The sequence below is a fragment of the Nostoc sp. FACHB-110 genome (genome assembly GCF_014697425.1).
GTDB lineage: Bacteria > Cyanobacteriota > Cyanobacteriia > Cyanobacteriales > Nostocaceae > Nostoc_B.
On sequence record NZ_JACJRU010000040.1, the window covers coordinates 39,826 to 57,324 of the forward strand.

The window sequence follows — 17,499 nt, forward strand, 5'->3', positions numbered from 1 at the left end:
TCCCTACTGCCTTCGCGGAATTTGTCAAAACCTTCTATATTAGCGATCGCTACTTTATATTACCGATTATTCTTGGTTTAACCGCAGGTTATGAAAAAATTCCTGAAATATCTCAGTTTAGGGCTATTATCCACCGCTTTATCAGCCTCTCCTAGCTTGGGAGCCGAGCGCATTAGCTTTTTTTATGCTCCCTTTGGAGAATTTTCTATATCTACTAAATCTTTAGAAACTTTTGCCAAAGAAGGCAAAGTATCAGGCGATTTAGAATTATATGCCAAAAGAGCTACGCCTGAGCAATTAGCGCAACTGCGAGAATTATTACAACAACGTTTTAATGTTACGCCTACTCTTGTATCTCAATTTACTTATTCCCCTATAGGCGAACAAGTAGTACAGCGTTTAGGAGAATTATTATTAACAGAATCTCGCCAAAATGGTTTCTATGCTTTGCGAAGTGCGTTGATTTTAGCTGCTAACGACCCTCAAGGATTAAATGTTGTCAATATTATCCGTAGGTTTCCTTCGGGAACTATTCGTCTCAATTTTACCGAGGGAGTCAAAATAGTTAATAACTTATCAGAATTACTCAAAACTAGAGATGCAGTTGTTGGATATTTACAACAACAATCCCTTGTAGGAACTTTAAATGCAAACACTGATTTTTCGCAAAAGCCAGATTTACGTAAACCAGGCGCATTTAGTTTCCAAAAAGTCTATTTGGAACTCAATGATGTCAACCGAAATCGTCGTTTACCTGTAGATGTTTATCTACCAAAAGCAAAGTCCCAAAACGCAAATCAGCCTACACCTCCTTATCCTTTAGTGGTGATTTCTCACGGCCTAGCTTCAGACCGCTATGCTTTGGTGTATCTAGCGCAACATTTGGCTTCCTATGGCTTTGCAGTTGTCGCCTTAGACCATCCTGGTAGTAATTCCCAACGCTTTCAACAATACTTTGCAGGTTTAGCTGGCCCCCCTGAACCTCGAGAATTTATCGACAGACCTTTAGATGTTAAATATGTACTTGATGAACTTCAACGTTTAGAAACAGTTAATGCTGATCTCAAAGGTAAAATCAATTTTCAGCAAGTAGGAGCCATTGGTCATTCTTTTGGTGGTTACACTGTTTTAACGTTAGCCGGAGCCACATTAAACTTTCCCCAACTACAACAAGATTGTTATCCCAATAGATCCTTAAATTTGTCTCTATTGTTGCAATGTCAAGCTGCTGAATTAGCACCTAAAAATTATTTACTCCAAGACAGTCGCATTAAGGCTGTTATGGCGATTAATCCTATTAACAGTTCCGTATTAGGTCAAAGTGGTATCAGCCAAATCAAAGTTCCGGTAATGTTAGTTTCAGGTAGTCAAGATATTTTTGCACCAACTCTTGCAGAGCAAGTTCGCCCTTTTACTTGGCTTGCTGAACCTAATAAATATCTGTTGTTAATTGCCAATGCTACCCACTTTACAGCAATCGAAGAATCTACGCCTACAGGTAATGTCTTACCCGTACCATCTGGATTAATTGGCCCTGACCCAAAAGCCGCTTATTCTTATTTAAAAGCTTTCAGTGTGGCTTTTTTAGAAAGTAATTTACTTAACAAGCCGGAATATCGCGCTTATTTACAACCTGCCTATGCCCAATATATTAGCCAAACACCTTTAAATTTGAGTTTAATTAACTCTTTGACAACAGACCAATTAGCGCAAGCATCTCAAGATGAACCTAATCAAAAATCAAATAAATTTTAGCAATTTAAGGGTAATAAAAAAGTATGGCTAGCTACTTACCCTTAATTTAAGGCATATCTGGGTCTAGCTTTTAATTCTTGAAAATTATGTTGCTCGGCAAACTGCATCAGCCCATTTATACATTCTGTAAAACTGTCAAAAACTTGGTCAACTAAAACCAATGCTTTAGCTTTTTGTGCTGGAGATAATTCAATACTGTATAAGAAATTCTCTATCTCGTTATATTCCATCCCAGATTGAATATGTCCGGTTTCTACTTTCACATGATGGGAGCTAAAGTAATAGTATCTTTTATTCGTATTTGCGCGCAATTCTTCACTAACTTGTGCCATTGCACTGAGGGCTGGGCTTCCTGTAGCTTCAATCGCTTCAATGATGACTATTTTGAGTAAAATATCAGTTTCATAGCGACACATCGCTGATAAATTATTAGAAAGACGACGAGTTTTTAGGGTTTTATCACTCCACATAAATTTGAGAAAATCACTAAAGCGCATTACTTGGTCAATCTCTAGTGTTTCTAAATCTTTGAGATACCATTTCCAGTGGCTACCGTCTTCTAGTGCATGGCGATTTACCATTTTTTGCAGTGGGTGTTCGCTATGCTCATCTCTAAGAATGTCATTATTTAAATCTTTAAAGCTCATGGCGAAATGTGCCAAGCAAGGAAACCAAGTTAATCGCTGGTAAGGGTCAATACTGCTATCTTTTAAAAATTGAAAGAATGGTAATTGAGCAAATTTGTTTTCTTGGGTTTTAATATAATCTAAAACGTCTTTCATTTTGATATCCTGATTAAATGAAATACAAAATATTGGACATATATTAGCCAAATTTATCAGCAATATTTTTCCACTTGGATATTGCTAAACTCTCTAAAAAATGAGATTTCAGCCATCATTATTAACCATTCAATGAATGGCCAGAGGGAAAATATATTGATGCGTTTTGATACTATGTTGATTGCTGGTTGGGAATACTTAAGTATTCGCTGTTCTCTTATGGTCAGTCTAAACCTCTATCAGGGAAAATAACAACTGTGTTTTAGGAACTTTATCTACTTTTTACACTGTTACTTAAGTAAATTACTTAAGTAACAGTGCCTGCAATTATCACAGTCTCAATCTTAGCCAATATTCATATCCCCGCCTTCTATGACAAGTTGGAGATCGGAGTAAACCTAATTTTTTCAAAATTAATTGTTCTATAATCACTACTAAGTAATTTTTCTAGGGAGTTACTTTATGAACTTTTAAATAAAACCAGAAATATCCCACCCAATAAAATATATTGACGGTTATTAACAACACTTTAGTTAAAAGCGATCGCATTGTCGAAAATAGCGATATACTAGCTATGAACACCAACAAAATCTCTACGAAAGCCACAATCTTGCCATAATGGTTGGTGTCCCAGTAAGAAATCGGACTGATAAAGCGATAATTACTAAAAGGAAACAAGTGTCTATGGGCATCGTGGTTATGAACTGGTAAATCTAAAAGGTCGTGTAATACCATACTCATAAACCCTACTTCTATCAGTCGCCAACTACAAAAATGGGCAATTAAAACTCCAATCAACGCTAAAGGCAACGAGTGAAAGGTACTAATAATAGTCTGCCAAAACGGTTGGTAGTAAACTTCTGACCAAATCTGACGCGATGGTAAACGATAGACAAATTTCATCACAAAATAAAACAGAAATATTGGTATATCTGGCAAAATTGCGCCAATACAGATGGCGTTGTTGACCTGTGTTCCTATCTGTCGATTCAAAATAAACAGATTTAAAATTGCATGGCTAGGAGTGTTCATGAGGCAAATTCAGTAATTGCACTGAGGACAATCTAGCAGAAAATCTTTTTTAACCCAGAAGATTTTTACAAATCAGATATAGCTGGTTATTGTCAAGAAAAACAGATATTTGTCCAGTCGTATTCGTAAAACTTATTTCTCTAAAAATTCGCATATATATAAACTTTGTTAAGGAATATTAAGAAATTCTTATTAAAAAATATTGCAGCTACTTGTTTTAATTGTTAACGTGTGTAAGTCAAGCTACTGAATCTCAAAGAGGTAAAAGTATGAACCATTCTAGAAGGCGAAATATCTAATTACTCAAGTCTTAATTTCCCTTTGAGTTCAACGAGGGATAAATGATTTGTTTTACCTGCGGTAACAACCAGAAAAAACCTGGGTAAGACTAAAATTTTAGAGGTGAAAACCGATGAAGATTCAAGGTAGCATTGCTCTAATTACAGGGGCATCTCGTGGGATTGGTAAAGCGATCGCTTTAGCCCTAGCGCAACAAGGGATGAAACGCCTGATTTTAATAGCGCGCGATCGCGACAAACTAGCCCAAGTCGCCCAAGAAATCGAAGCGATGGGAACAGAAGCCGTAATCATGTCAGTCGATTTAACTCACTCCACGGAAGTAAATATTGCTGTAGCGCAACTATGGCGCAATCATGGACCTATTCATCTACTCGTTAACTGTGCAGGAGTCGCATATCAAACTTCATTCTTGCGTTCTAAACTTCCCCAAGTGCAAGAAGAAATCTCGGTGAATTTATTGGGAATGTACACCCTCACCAGTCTCATCGCCCGGCGGATGGCTAGCCAAAGACAAGGAACAATTGTCAACGTCTCTAGCTTAATGGGCAAAGTCGCCGCACCGACGATGGCAACATATTCAGCCACAAAGTTTGCCATCTTAGGGTTTACCCAAGCCTTACGCCAAGAACTAGCTGAGTACAATATTCAAGTCCAAGCCTTATTACCTTCCCTTACAGACACAGACATGGTGCGCGACTTGCAACTATTCCGTTGGGTGATCCCGATGACACCGCAACAAGTAGCGCAAGCATTCATTGTTGGATTGCAGAATGATACACCAGAAATTTTAGTCGGATGGCAAAGTCATTTAGCTGTGTGGTGTCAACGCCTCGCACCTTGGTTGTTAGAGTTAATTTTGAAAATTGCCACACCACCAAAAAAGCAGCAGCTTGAAGAAAAACCCGGTTTATTGAGTAAAATCAATCGTTTCTTTGATGTTTTGCTATCAAGAAACGTGACTACGTTGGTATCTGCACGTAAGTCTTAAGAGATTCTGCTACGCGATCGCCTATCGCAACAATAAAGATACAGTATGAGGGATGAAAAGTTTTCTTCCTCATACTTTATGCTTGCCATACCTACTACTCTTCCCCCAGAAATCATTGATGGCTTACCAAGTATTTCTGGCTGGGAAAAAGAGGTTCTTGCTGTTGTCAACCACAACGAACCTGTGTTTTTACCCTCCACTAATATTAGGTTAGAGGATATTAATGCGGTATTTGCGATCGCCTTACATATGCACCAGCCAACTATCCCCGCAGGCTATGGTGGCGAACTAATTAGCAATCTGCAATATATGTTTGAACATCCCCACGAAGGTGATAACCACAACGCCGGGCCTTTTGCTTATTGCTATAGCCGGATGGGAGATTTCATTCCCGAACTTGTCAGCCAAGGTTGCAATCCCCGCGTCATGTTAGATTACTCTGGCAATTTGTTGTGGGGATTGCGCCAAATGAAACGCAACGATATCCTCGACAACCTCAAACGAATTACTTGCGATACTACTTATCAACCTTATGTCGAGTGGTTGGGAACAATGTGGAGTCATGCTGTTGTTCCTTCTACACCCATACCCGATATAAAATTGCACATTATTGCTTGGCAACAACATTTTGCTGCTATTTTTGGCTGGGAAGCATTGGCACGCGTCAAAGGTTTTTCGCCACCAGAAATGCACCTCCCCAATCATCCCGATACCCTATTTGAATTTATCAAATCACTCAAAGAATGCGGCTATCGTTGGTTACTTGTCCAAGAACATTCTGTAGAGACAATTAACGGCGAACCTTTAACTGATAGACATTTACCACACCGTTTAATTGCTCGCAATTCCCAAGGCGAAACCATTAGTATCACCGCCTTAATTAAAACTCAAGGTTCTGATACAAAATTAGTTGCCCAAATGCAACCATACTACGAAGCGAAAACCTTATCAAAACAACAAATAGGCAATATATTAGTACCGCCAATCGTCAGTCAAATTGGTGATGGTGAAAATGGCGGTGTGATGATGAATGAATTCCCCAGTGCTTTCAAACAAGCATGGTGGGATATGGTAAATCATGGCGGTGGTAAATCAGGTGTGGTTGGGGTGTGTGGTACAGAATATTTAGAGTTAATTGAAGCCGCAGGTTGTCAACCCCAAGATTATCTCCCTTGCCAACCAATAGGACAACATCAAATTTGGCAAAGAGTTTCTCCAAATAATTGCACACCTGAAGCTGTGGAAAATGCCATCCAAGAATTAAAGCAAATTAATCCTAATTTTCATGTTGATGGTGCTTCTTGGACGAATCATATCAGTTGGGTAAAAGGATATGAGAATGTATTATCACCTATGAACAAACTCAGCAGTTTATTTCATGAAAAAATAGAGAAATCGCTATTAAATCATGAATCCGAAAATATTACTCAACAATCTCCCTATCGTCAGGCACTACTATATAACTTATTACTCCAAACTAGTTGCTTTCGTTATTGGGGACAAGGTACTTGGACAAACTATGCTAGAGAAATTTATCAACGAGGTGAAAGTTTATTGCACGCAAATTTATAACTTGTAATACAAGCATAGGCATTTCAATTCCCCTTCTCTACCTTGTAAACTTAGTTAAATAGAAATTTAAATTATGATTCAATGTGAATTAAAATCTATTTGAGATAATTAAAATTTATCAAAATCTTGAGTGAGAAGTAACAAAATGTTGTGGCCAATCAAGCAACTATCGTTAGGAACTGCGGCACTATTGTTGCCATTAACGTTTAGTTTTGCTCACATCAAGATAGGAAACAATATAGCGATGTCTAACGCCAAGCTTTTTGGTTTTGGCAGTTGGCAACCGACCCAAACCGCCCAAACTGCCGCATCATTGCTGCACATCTACGCCCAAAATCCTCTCCCAGCACAACATCAACGTCGCTCTGCATTAATTATTGGTAATTCTAATTACCAATCAGCCGATAAATTACCTAATCCTGTTAACGATGCCACAGATATCGCTAATTCGTTACGGCAACTGGGCTTTGAAGTTACATTACTCAAAGATGCAGACTTGCGACAGATGGAAGAAGCACTCGATAACTTCAATCGTCAATTGCGTCGCGGCGGAGTGGGACTATTTTACTTTTCCGGCCACGGATTACAAGTAGACGGAGAAAACTACTTAATCCCCATAACGGCAAAACTAGAAAGAGAACAAGATGTGCGTTATGAAGCAATGGCAATTGGCAAAGTTTTAAATGTCATGGAAGACGCAGATAATGATGCCAACTTTATTATTTTAGATGCCTGTCGCAATAATCCTTTCGCTCGGCAATGGCGTTCTCTACAACGTGGTTTAGCTGCACCAATACAAGCTGTTAAAGGGACATTAATTGCTTATGCTACCGCCCCCGGAAAAGTTGCTTTTGATGGTGATGGGCGCAACAGTCCCTACACAACGGCTTTGTTAAGTCAGATGAAAATTCCTCGCCTAGACGTAGAGCAAATGTTTAAACAAGTACGATCTGAAGTACTCAAAACAACAAATGGTAAACAAACACCTTGGGAATCTTCATCTTTGGTTGGTTCTTTTGCCTTTAATCCGACGCAAGATATAGCATCTTCCGTGGCCACAACACCATCGCCTCAAACTCCATCACCAACATCCTTACAATCTACTGCACCTCGAACAACATATTTCGTCCAACAGCCGCGCTTAGTTGAAACTACTACTAGTTACAATCAGGCTAAAGCTCTAGGCGCAATCTATTACTTTACAATTCAAGTCCCTGAAGATGCTGGTACTTCACTACAACAAATTACAATTAACCAGCGTGAAGGTGCAGAATATATTCGCTTTCATCTCAAAGACAGTGTTGCTTTTCAAGGTACACGTTCTCACAAAGGCGAAAAAATAGAGTTGAAAGATGTTAGTAGTGACAAAAAAAATCAAACTGTATCTTTGACTTTTGATCCGCCAGTCTCTCCTGGTACAAAAATCACGATTGCTTTAAAAGCTGTGCAGAATCCTCAAAGAAATGGTGTATATCTCTTTGGCGTGACAGCATTTCCAATGGGAGACAATACCCGTGGTCAATTTTTGGGCTTTGGCAGATTGAGTTTTTATCAGAATATTTGAGCTAAATGGGGCACGGAGAATCAGCAAGAGATAAAAGAGTTTCCCCAAAAGATAAAAAGTCCGCCTAGGCGGACTTTTGTATTTCAGATTTGAATCTAGAGAAATAAGCGTTGGTTAGTACATTCAAAGATTGTTAACTCTGCAACCTGTAATCTATCCAACTGACTTCTTGTTGGATGTGTAATATACCTTCCCACCTGTATCGGGAACAAAAAGACAGCTATTAGCAGAACGCCATAAAGCTTTCCAAATAGGTTCTTCCGACTGACGATAGTGTTCACCCATTACAGGTTTAATTGCTTGTGTTGCTTTTAACAAATTGTAGTGAGGGATATTCAAGAAGATGTGATGGGCAACGTGAGTACCGATATCGTGGTGGATGTGATTGAACCAACCATAATTGCGATCGATACTAGAAATTGCACCTTTAAGAAAAGTCCAATCTTCGCCACGATACCAAGGAATATCAGACTCAGTGTGATGTAGGAAAGTTACCAAATCCAACCAAATCACAAATACGATGTATGGTGCTGCGTAGTATTTCAACAACCACATCCAACCCCATTGATAGGTGAGAAAACCCAACAAACCTACCATCCCTATCCAAAGTACTGTACTAGTAATGACATCCCATTTCTCTGATGCTTTGAAGAGTGGGCTATTAGGTAAGAAGTGGGAACCTTTTTTATTAGGAGAGCGCTTAAACAAATAGATTGGATAAGCAAATAAAAATAAATAGTATCGAACTATCTTCTGCTCCAAGGGCATTTGTTTGTAGTCCGATTCTGTCAAAGGATACCAGCTTTCATCGTTATCGATATGGCCAGTATTTTTATGATGTGTCCTATGGCTGATGCGCCAACCATGATAAGGAACTAATATTGGAGTATGAGAGATATGCCCAATTAAATCATTGAGCCATTTGTGCTTAGAGAAAGATTGGTGTCCGCAGTCATGCCCAACAACAAATAAAGCCCAAAACATTGTGCCTTGCAGTAACCAAAACACTGGCCAAAAATACCAAGAATCAAGGTAATGAGCTACTGCATAAAGAGAACTAATAATCACGATGTCACGAAAGAAGTAAAACAGTGACTTGCCTACACTAGGCTGAAAACATTCTTCTGGGATAGCAGCTTTTAAATCCTGAAGAGTAAAAGGCAGTTTAGTTGTATCCTCAGAAACTTGACTGACACGAGAACTGTCGAAAGGAATGGTAGGTGCTTGCACGTTATTCTTTGATGAAATATAAATCGGACTGAGTTTGAGGTTTCAATTTACCTCTGCAAATACTTGCAATGTTTATATACACGCAAGACAAAAATATCTGGCAACTTCTTGAGCAATAAATCTTGAGTCAAGAATTTGCCAGAGTTATGTGATTTGCAGACGAATCATCTGAATCGTATGAGCAAAAAAAATAGCTCATAGTGATTTTATTAGCATTTTGACTTATTTGCCTGCGTAATATTGATTAAAAGTTTGATAGCCAACATTGGTAACATAAAGTTGGCATTGGTCTGTAATTTGTTTCATTAAAGACCAAGAAAACTTAAATTCATCATGTAAATAATGACCCCAATTTTCTTTAATGCTGCTGTAAGCTAATCGCAAATTATAAGAGGGAATAGCAGTAGAAATATGATGGGGTACGTGGACGTTAATATCGTGGCAAAGAAATTCTACCCAACGAGGATAATCACAATGAATCGTACCATGTAGCTGTGCCATTGCTTCGTTCCACTTGCTAGCTTCCTCAAAAGGAACATCAGAGAAGGTGTGGTGAACAATGGTAAAGGTACTCATCCAGAAGTGATACACCAGCCAAGGCACAAGCCAGAATTTGACAAATCCCCAAATACCAGTTGTAGCGATGAGGGTGGGAAATACGACTGCTGCAAAAATCGCCACGACAGCCACAGAAAGTTTAATACTTCCTTGGTCTTTAACTTTAAATTTGCGCCAGTCGAAATGCACAACAGCCCAATGTCCGATGGAACCTACCCACCATAGCCGCTTTTTCATAAATAATTCAAAAGCAGACTGACGAGTTTGATCCCACTTGGCAAAAACTTCTGGACGGATGGGATGCCAAGCATTATCCTCATCTAACTTATTGGTGTGTTTGTGGTGATGATTATGCTTGATTCGCCAACTATGAAAAGGATAGATTAACGGCATCATAAATATATGCCCTACTAAATCATTAACCCACCGCTTTTTAGCAAATGAACGATGACCGCAGTCATGGCCGATAACAAAAAAACCTGTTAAAGCTGTTCCTGTAAAAATCCATGCCAGGGGCAAAAGAAACCAGGGAGAAATCGCCAAACTATAGTATCCTAAGCCTACCATCAAAACATTGATGAAAGCTTGTGTCCAAGCTTTGCGACTATTCTGCTGAAAACATTCTTTTGGCAGAGTTTTGATAATATCTCTGAGCCTTAGTTGAGAATCACTAAGGTCTTTGCTTATTTTTTGTGTGTTAATTATTGATGTAGTCATGAAAACCCGAGAAACAACAAACTCCTCCACCAAGTCACTCAAAAAGTAACTGGCCGCAAAACTTCTTTACATTACCGCTCTGGATTATAGCAACTTTAGCTACCTCAGCACACACATAAGTAGCTTTTAAAGACTATTTTTAGAATTGATCAATAGTTTTTAATGGTACAAGTAACCCAGATATATTTGTAGAATCAATCAAAAATTCAAAACTCTCAAGCTCCTAAACTTATCTGTGTGCCAATCGAAAATATCAGAATTCAAAATTGTTTGAATAATTGATATTGTGCTCACTCAGAAATTCCTTTGTCATTAATCATTGTAAGACCAATGACTAATGACAAATGATAGACGAATTATTGTTTTTTGTCTGCAAGTTTGACGTTTGTAGCCAGACCAAATAATTGCAAAAGTTGAATTGTCATCCAAGTTAAATCAATTTCCCACCATTGCAGACCGTGACGGGCTGAGTATTGAAAAGCGTGGTGGTTATTGTGCCAACCTTCACCAAAAACTAGTAGGGCTACCCACCAGCAGTTAGTTGAGTTATCGCCAGATTCATGGCTGCGATAGCCAAATTTATGGGTAGCACTGTTCACTAACCAGGTGCAATGATAAACCCAGACAATGCGAACAAAAATTCCCCAGATGACAAATGGCCAACCGCCTAGAAACAACAAGAGAAAACCTAGAGCAAATTGGATGAGAATAAAATATTTTTCTAAAAACTGATAAACTGGGTCTTCGGCAATATCTTTGGTAAAGCGAGGAACATCAGCATGAGCAGGGCATTTGTGAATTAGCCAACCCATATGGCTCCACCAAAAGCCTTTATTGGAATCATGGGGATCTGGGTCAGTATCAGAATATAAATGATGAATGCGGTGTGTCCCTACCCATTCTATTGGCCCTCCTTGACAGGCTAATGTCCCGAAGAATACCAAGAGATATTCCAACCATTTGGGCGTTTGGAAACTGCGGTGAGTAACAAGGCGGTGAAAACCTAGGGTGATTCCTAAACCACCTGTTATCCAGTAAAGTAATAAACCCACACCAACTGCCGTCCAGCTAAAGTTGCTAGGAACAAGGGCAAATAACGCGCCGATGTGTAGACCAACGAAAAATAGGGTATTCACCCAATTGATTTGAGGTTTAGTTGAAGTAGCAATTGTCATGCAGTAACCTGTGTTGAAATTGTTCAGCCTTATCTGCGCGATCGCACAATCCGCACATTTATAATTTTTTATTTAATGGGGACATTAATGAACAGCTTGGAACAGCTGCGGCAAGCAGAACAGGCACTGTTAGAGATTTTTTCTGGAATTGACGCTCAGGTCAAGCATAATCTAAAAAGAGTTCTGGATGCCTTTCGTAATCAGCGCGTAGGAGCGCACCACTTTGCCGGTGTGAGTGGCTATGGTCATGATGATTTAGGACGAGAAACTTTAGATAAAGTTTTTGCGGAAGTAATGGGTGCAGAAGCCGCAGCCGTGCGAGTGCAGTTTGTATCGGGAACTCACGCGATCGCTTGCGCCCTTTATGGTGTACTCCGTCCTTGTGATGAAATGTTAGCAGTGGTCGGCTCTCCCTACGATACGCTCGAAGAAGTTATTGGTTTGCGGGGACAAGGCCAAGGCTCCCTTATTGAGTTTGGCATAAAATACCGCCAATTGGAGCTAACTTTAGGAGGAACTATTGATTGGCAAGCTTTAAGCAGCAGTATTACTTCTAACACTCGTTTAGTGTTAATTCAGCGTTCTTGCGGTTATTCTTGGCGGCCTAGTTTAGCGATTGCGGATATCGCCAAGATTGTGCATATCGTCAAACAGCAAAATCCCCATACGGTTTGCTTCGTTGATAATTGCTATGGCGAATTTATCGAAACTCAAGAACCCACGCACGTTGGTGTGGATTTAATGGCGGGTTCCTTAATTAAAAATCCTGGTGGGACTATCGTCACCGCCGGCGGTTATGTAGCTGGCCGGGCTGACTTGGTAGAAGCTGCCGCCTGTCGCCTCACCGCCCCCGGTATAGGTAGTTATGGTGGTGCTACTTTTGACCAAAATCGCTTGTTATTCCAAGGCTTATTTTTATCGCCGCAGATGGTTGGTGAGGCGATGAAGGGAACTTTTTTGACTGGTTATGTGTTTGACAAGCTTGGTTATCCGGTAAATCCTGCGCCCCTTGCACCCCGTGGTGATGTGATTCAAGCAATTAAACTTGGTTCTGCGAAAAAGTTAATCGCTTTTTGTAAGGCGGTGCAGCAAAATTCACCTGTGGGTTCTTATCTTGACCCTATACCTGATGCTATGCCGGGGTATGAGAGTAAAGTTGTGATGGCTGGGGGAACGTTTATTGAGGGGAGTACCTTGGAATTTTCGGCGGATGGGCCTTTGCGGGAGCCTTATATAGTTTATTGCCAAGGGGGGACTCATTGGACTCATGTAGCGATCGCCCTAGAGGCGGCGATTGAAGCAGTAGGCCAAGCTTAGAATTGTTTCGCGCAAAGGCGCAAAGGCGCAAAGTTTATGAATGAGAATGAGATTGCTAAGGTGATTGTTGATGCTGCGTATAAGATTCACACAAAGTTGGGGCCTGGCTTATTTGAATCTGTATATGAGACGGTTTTAGCTTATGAGTTAGGAAGTCAGGGTTTTTGGATAGCAAGGCAGCAGGCTATTCCTGTGGTTTACGAAGGCATACGCTTGGAAGAAGGTTTCCGAGCAGACTTGATTGTTGAAGACAAAGTTATTATCGAAATCAAGTCTTTGGAAACATTACACCCAGTACACAAGAAACAACTACTTACTTACCTTCGCCTAACTAACAAACGTCTTGGACTACTGATTAACTTCGGTGAAGAATTGATTAAAAACGGTATTACACGTCTCGTCAACGGACTGTAAAAGAACTTCGCACAAAGACGCAAAAACCTCTTTGCGCCTTTGCGCCTTTGCGCGAAACATCATTCCGGTAACTTATACTGTCCAACAATCCGTTTAGCATACTCCGGCACATGCGCCTCTAACTTCTCAGGATGATTCCGCTTCACATACAAGTAATTTCTGGTAAAGTGCGAATCAATCGAGAACCGCGCATATTCCAAACCTTTGGGGCCGATTTTATCAATCACCACGCCCATCATTTTCGCTACCCACATCGGTAAGGTTACGCCTTTGTCATAAGCCGGAATCCCTTGTTGTACAGCTTCTTTGCGGTTTCCTTGCGACATTACAGGTTGGGTGTCTATCTGGTCTTTTACCAAGTCCAGCATTTCTTTGCCTGTATCATTTCTCACTAAAATCCATTGCCAGCCGAAGGGTGCGCCCATATAACCAACGACTAAATCGGCTAGGGAGTTGACGTAATCAAAGCAACTCATACAGGAAGGGGCAAAGACATCTTTGAGTTGGTTGGTTTTTAAGCCAAAGAAGGGGACTTTCTCGATTGAGCCGTCTTCGTGTTTGAAGTGAATACGGAAGTCTTGCATGAATTCGTAGTGTACTACTGTCTCAGGCGATCGGCTGGTGGTTTCTAGGAATTTTTTCAGTCCGGCGCGGGTGACGTTATCTACGCAGGGTGTACCTAAGACGTATAATTTTTCTAGGCCGAGTTGCTTTTCTACTGCCCGGAGTGCTTGAATTTGGCAACCAACGCCAATCACTAATAGTCGCTTCATCCCGGATTTTTCTACTTGTTCCAAAATAGAAAGGTTGGGGGAAAGTGTTGGTTTATTTACCCGTGCTGCCAGTATTTCTTCTGGGGTGCGAGCAATGACGGGCATGGGTTGGAAGCGGTCTTCTTTGGTATTTTGAACGCAGACTACGCCTTCCACTAAGCCACGATTTAGCATTTCTATGGCAATACTGCTAACTATCCCTGTCCATTGTGCGCCTTCGATGGGCTGTTGTTTCCGCGCTGCCATCATTTCTTGATGCACGCCAAAGTACAGTTCATCCGGGTTGTCGAGATGCCGCGAACGACTGTGGGCTTGGGTTTCGAGGGTGTCTATCTGCTGGGTAATAAACGCACAAGCTTCCTTGACATAGTGAATATAGTATGTGTCACATAGTCCACATTCGCTGCACAGTTCTTTGGCTGGGCGACGGCTACCGGGTTTTAGGGCTTTGGCTTTTTGGTGAGGAGAAACTGAAGTCATATTAAGCGAAATTTTGTTATCTCAAAACTTAAGATAGCGGAAGGCTGCACATTCCACAAAACTTAAGGGTCAAAAAATCAGATTTCATTGATAATTCTGAGGCTATCAAAGCTGGGGTTGTTTAGTCTGTAAGTAATTAAAGCCACTTAAAACATACTTATGGATATCTACGGACAAAATGATGCCGCGCAGAATGCTCTGAACAAGTTACGTGAAGGCACAACTCACGCCAGTGCAGCCCAGAAAATCGCTCAACGAGATTACGCGCAAGCGCAAGCACAAGCAGATAAATGGGAAGCACGGTATCAACTTGCTTTAAAGGAAGGTCGTGAAGATTTAATTCCTCAAGCAAAGTTTCAAAAAGAACGCTATCAAGCAATAGCTAGTAGGCTGAAAAATCTTGTAGAAGAACAACAACCAAAAGTTGAAAATATTAAAAGTAGCTTTAAATCTTGGGAAATAAATATTTCTGAATCAGAGAACAACAAAAAGAAAGTTTTACCGATTGAAGCTAATTCAGAAGTGGTTTCAAGCTCGGATGGTCTTATTTTCATAAACTTTGAAGATGTTGATCAGGAACTACAGAGGCTTAAAGAAGAATTATTACAACCATCAAAACAGCTAAATAAAGCCACAGATAAAAATAATCCTAAAACACTTTTGGCAGTAGCTCTTAGCGAGTTAAGACAAACTCTAAACATTGCTGTTGCTAATCTAGAAGGTATTCAGAAAGATTATGACAAAGCGCAAGGCGAAGTTAAATTATGGAAAAGTAAGGCTCAGATAGCACTGAATAATAATGACGATAATCTAGCAGTTAAAGCTGTACTCAAAAACAAAGTTAACAGCAAAATTGCATTGACTCTAAAAACACAGCTTCAGAAGCAGGAAATAACAGTAGGGTTACTTAAACAAAATCTTACGGCTTTAGAAAATGTTCTGGAATTATTAGACCCATAAATATAGAACAAAAAATAAGATTTATTAGCAAACTCTATTCAAAAAACTTCTGATAGCAACAAAAAATGATACAAAACTCTAAAACGGGTGCAGCATTTATCGCTGGAGGAAGCCTAGCGGGTGTAGGCGTTTCTGCTGCCGTTGGCGGAATGGGGTTAGCAGGTGGGTTTGGTGCTGTGGGTATTGGAACTGCCCCTGTAGTTGGTGCTGGTGCTGTGGTTGGTGCGGCTGTTTATGGTGCTTTCAAGGCGGTAGCTGTAGGAGATGCGGCGGCTTTTGGTGCAATGGGAATTGGCGCGGTTGGTGGTGTTGGCTTTTCTAGTGTTGTTGGTGGTATGGGTTTAGTTGCACCGAAAATCGGTCTGGCGTTTGGTATTGGAACTCTACCAATGGCTGGTGTTGGTGCAGTTTTAGGACTGGCGGCTTATGGTTTTGCTAAGTTATTAGATGAATCTGAGGTTAAAGAAAGTCCTGCACAACTTTTTGAACGGATGGAAGCAAAAGTTTTGCAGATGGATGACTATAATGCGGCTGTTATAGAGTTAGGTTTATTTTTATCGGGTGAGGATCTCAAGCAAAAATTTGCAGCTTTAGAGGTTGAGGAAGAGTTACAGGCGCTGAAAACTGAATTTTCTACTGTCAATAATGAATCAAAAACTGTAACTTCAAATCTGGAAATACCTGAAACTTGGAAATGTGTCAAAACTCTTCAGGGACATTTAGCAAGAGTTAATGCGATCGCTATCACTCCTGATGGTAAGACTTTAGTTAGTGGCAGTGATGATCGACAAATAAATCTCTGGAATCTGCAAACAGGAAAATGGCTTTATACTTTCTCTGGTCAAGCAGAGGCGGTTTTATCTCTGGCTATCAGTCCTGATAGCAAAATTTTAGCTAGTAGTACTCACAAAACTATCAAACTCTGGCATATCCCAACTGGGAATTTATTACAAACTCTACCTGGCTGTAGCCCTATCACCTTCACTCCTGATGGCAAGATGTTGGTAAGTGGTGGTAACGGCGGTAGTATTAACATCTGGAGTCTGCAAGGTCTGAAGGAATTGAATCTCGATTCTTTACTGCATCAGGAATGGTGGGAAGTTTTAGGTGTAGATTCAACGGCACATTCTCAAGATGTCAAGCTTGCTTACTTGCAATTAGCTAGACAATATCATCCTGATATTAATAGTTCTGCAAACGCTAAAGCGGCAATGCAACGAATTAACGAGGCTTATCGACAATTTCAAGCACAACTAAAGTTTTGATGAAGGCGCGATCGCCTTTGCGCTCTACTCTGATAAATATGTGTAATAATTGACAGCTATTTTTGTTTAAAAATTGCCATTATTGTAAATATATCCGCCAAAAGAACGGTACAGATAAAATTAAATTAGCCTATATATGTACAAGCTACAGCCAATTTAAATTTTCTGTAAATATTGAGTATTTTTACTCGATTTATTTAAGCTTTTGTACCTACTCTTTCCTAAAATCTAACTAGAGTATATTACACCTACATCTTCAGGCATATTGACATTTCAGGCTTTCCAGATACTTATGTTGCACATTCTTAAAAAACGTTATAAATTATTAATTTATAGGGGAATAAATACTTTTATAGTTGCCAAAAATAAATCCTCATACGTAAATATACTGAAAGCTATTTAATCTTTACATCAACATTAAATAGGCTATGAGATATATTGGATTTTGGTAAAAGAAGTTCCCGGCTGAACGACGGAGCCACCAATAATCTAAAAATATATTTCATATAGCTATTTTAAAAAGTTATTTATTGCTGGAGGTGAATAATAGATGATAGAAATTCACCACAATAATAGTTGAGTAAAGCAGATGATTTTACGTTTAGACTGCTGATTTT

Annotated in this window: 14 protein-coding genes; 8 read left to right on the forward strand and 6 right to left on the reverse strand. The window is 39.9% G+C overall.

Going from position 1 to position 17,499, the window contains the following annotated elements:
• Window positions 1-90: 90 nt before the first annotated feature.
• On the forward strand, window positions 91-1,755 hold the full coding sequence (locus H6G69_RS26595; protein ID WP_190692120.1) for an alpha/beta hydrolase: 1,665 nt from the start codon (window positions 91-93) through the stop codon (window positions 1,753-1,755).
• A 41-nt stretch (window positions 1,756-1,796) separates the two neighbouring features.
• On the opposite strand, the gene H6G69_RS26600 is transcribed toward H6G69_RS26595, so the two are convergent.
• Both H6G69_RS26600 and H6G69_RS26605 read right to left on the reverse strand, forming a co-directional pair.
• Window positions 1,797-2,537 (reverse strand): hypothetical protein, encoded by a 741-nt coding sequence (locus H6G69_RS26600; protein WP_190692121.1) that lies wholly within the window; start codon window positions 2,535-2,537, stop codon window positions 1,797-1,799.
• 447 nt (window positions 2,538-2,984) lie between these two features.
• Window positions 2,985-3,569 carry a hypothetical protein gene (locus H6G69_RS26605; protein WP_190692122.1) on the reverse strand — a complete coding sequence of 195 codons (585 nt, stop codon included), beginning with the start codon at window positions 3,567-3,569 and terminating at the stop codon, window positions 2,985-2,987.
• Between the two features lie 412 nt (window positions 3,570-3,981).
• Here H6G69_RS26605 and H6G69_RS26610 point away from each other — a divergent pair, with 412 nt between their 5' ends.
• The 3 genes from H6G69_RS26610 (at window position 3,982) to H6G69_RS34710 (ending at window position 7,993) form a co-directional block, all read left to right on the forward strand.
• Entirely contained in the window at window positions 3,982-4,857 is an 876-nt protein-coding gene (locus H6G69_RS26610; protein WP_190692123.1) for an SDR family oxidoreductase, read from the forward strand.
• 78 nt (window positions 4,858-4,935) lie between these two features.
• On the forward strand, window positions 4,936-6,429 hold the full coding sequence (locus tag H6G69_RS26615) for a glycosyl hydrolase family 57 (RefSeq protein ID WP_190692124.1): 1,494 nt from the start codon (window positions 4,936-4,938) through the stop codon (window positions 6,427-6,429).
• 145 nt (window positions 6,430-6,574) lie between these two features.
• Complete coding sequence (locus tag H6G69_RS34710; RefSeq protein WP_313952117.1) at window positions 6,575-7,993, forward strand: DUF2808 domain-containing protein; 1,419 nt, start codon at window positions 6,575-6,577, stop codon at window positions 7,991-7,993.
• 153 nt (window positions 7,994-8,146) lie between these two features.
• Here the strand turns inward: H6G69_RS34710 and H6G69_RS26625 are convergent, their stop codons facing one another.
• From H6G69_RS26625 to H6G69_RS26635, 3 genes are all read right to left on the reverse strand, one after another.
• Window positions 8,147-9,223, reverse strand: coding sequence for a fatty acid desaturase (locus tag H6G69_RS26625; RefSeq protein WP_190692125.1), 1,077 nt, complete (start codon window positions 9,221-9,223; stop codon window positions 8,147-8,149).
• 222 nt (window positions 9,224-9,445) lie between these two features.
• A complete protein-coding gene (locus H6G69_RS26630; protein ID WP_190692126.1) occupies window positions 9,446-10,498 on the reverse strand; it encodes a fatty acid desaturase in 1,053 nt (350 codons plus the stop codon).
• Window positions 10,499-10,854: 356 nt separating this feature from the next.
• On the reverse strand, window positions 10,855-11,673 hold the full coding sequence (locus tag H6G69_RS26635; RefSeq protein ID WP_190692127.1) for an acyl-CoA desaturase: 819 nt from the start codon (window positions 11,671-11,673) through the stop codon (window positions 10,855-10,857).
• Between the two features lie 87 nt (window positions 11,674-11,760).
• On the opposite strand from H6G69_RS26635, the gene H6G69_RS26640 reads away from it, so the two are divergent.
• On the forward strand, window positions 11,761-12,990 hold the full coding sequence (locus tag H6G69_RS26640) for a methionine gamma-lyase family protein (protein WP_190692128.1): 1,230 nt from the start codon (window positions 11,761-11,763) through the stop codon (window positions 12,988-12,990).
• Window positions 12,991-13,026: 36 nt separating this feature from the next.
• Window positions 13,027-13,404: a GxxExxY protein gene (locus H6G69_RS26645; protein WP_190692129.1), complete on the forward strand. Its 378-nt coding sequence runs from the start codon at window positions 13,027-13,029 to the stop codon at window positions 13,402-13,404.
• 59 nt (window positions 13,405-13,463) lie between these two features.
• Here the strand turns inward: H6G69_RS26645 and H6G69_RS26650 are convergent, their stop codons facing one another.
• Complete coding sequence (locus H6G69_RS26650; protein ID WP_190692130.1) at window positions 13,464-14,657, reverse strand: Coenzyme F420 hydrogenase/dehydrogenase, beta subunit C-terminal domain; 1,194 nt, start codon at window positions 14,655-14,657, stop codon at window positions 13,464-13,466.
• Window positions 14,658-14,816: 159 nt separating this feature from the next.
• Here H6G69_RS26650 and H6G69_RS26655 point away from each other — a divergent pair, with 159 nt between their 5' ends.
• Complete coding sequence (locus H6G69_RS26655) at window positions 14,817-15,617, forward strand: PspA/IM30 family protein (protein WP_190692131.1); 801 nt, start codon at window positions 14,817-14,819, stop codon at window positions 15,615-15,617.
• A gap of 65 nt (window positions 15,618-15,682) precedes the next feature.
• Entirely contained in the window at window positions 15,683-16,882 is a 1,200-nt protein-coding gene (locus H6G69_RS26660; RefSeq protein WP_190692132.1) for a DnaJ domain-containing protein, read from the forward strand.
• The last annotated feature ends 617 nt before the right edge of the window (window positions 16,883-17,499 follow it).

What these genes read in the sequence shown, in the direction of transcription:
- H6G69_RS26595 (WP_190692120.1), top strand. Translation starts at nt 91, where the DNA reads ATGAAAAAATTCCTGAAATATCTCAGTTTAGGGCTATTATCCACCGCT.
- H6G69_RS26600 (WP_190692121.1), bottom strand. Translation starts at nt 2,537, where the DNA reads ATGAAAGACGTTTTAGATTATATTAAAACCCAAGAAAACAAATTTGCT.
- H6G69_RS26605 (WP_190692122.1), bottom strand. Translation starts at nt 3,569, where the DNA reads ATGAACACTCCTAGCCATGCAATTTTAAATCTGTTTATTTTGAATCGA.
- H6G69_RS26610 (WP_190692123.1), top strand. Translation starts at nt 3,982, where the DNA reads ATGAAGATTCAAGGTAGCATTGCTCTAATTACAGGGGCATCTCGTGGG.
- H6G69_RS26615 (WP_190692124.1), top strand. Translation starts at nt 4,936, where the DNA reads ATGCTTGCCATACCTACTACTCTTCCCCCAGAAATCATTGATGGCTTA.
- H6G69_RS34710 (WP_313952117.1), top strand. Translation starts at nt 6,575, where the DNA reads ATGTTGTGGCCAATCAAGCAACTATCGTTAGGAACTGCGGCACTATTG.
- H6G69_RS26630 (WP_190692126.1), bottom strand. Translation starts at nt 10,498, where the DNA reads ATGACTACATCAATAATTAACACACAAAAAATAAGCAAAGACCTTAGT.
- H6G69_RS26635 (WP_190692127.1), bottom strand. Translation starts at nt 11,673, where the DNA reads ATGACAATTGCTACTTCAACTAAACCTCAAATCAATTGGGTGAATACC.
- H6G69_RS26640 (WP_190692128.1), top strand. Translation starts at nt 11,761, where the DNA reads ATGAACAGCTTGGAACAGCTGCGGCAAGCAGAACAGGCACTGTTAGAG.
- H6G69_RS26645 (WP_190692129.1), top strand. Translation starts at nt 13,027, where the DNA reads ATGAATGAGAATGAGATTGCTAAGGTGATTGTTGATGCTGCGTATAAG.
- H6G69_RS26650 (WP_190692130.1), bottom strand. Translation starts at nt 14,657, where the DNA reads ATGACTTCAGTTTCTCCTCACCAAAAAGCCAAAGCCCTAAAACCCGGT.
- H6G69_RS26655 (WP_190692131.1), top strand. Translation starts at nt 14,817, where the DNA reads ATGGATATCTACGGACAAAATGATGCCGCGCAGAATGCTCTGAACAAG.
- H6G69_RS26660 (WP_190692132.1), top strand. Translation starts at nt 15,683, where the DNA reads ATGATACAAAACTCTAAAACGGGTGCAGCATTTATCGCTGGAGGAAGC.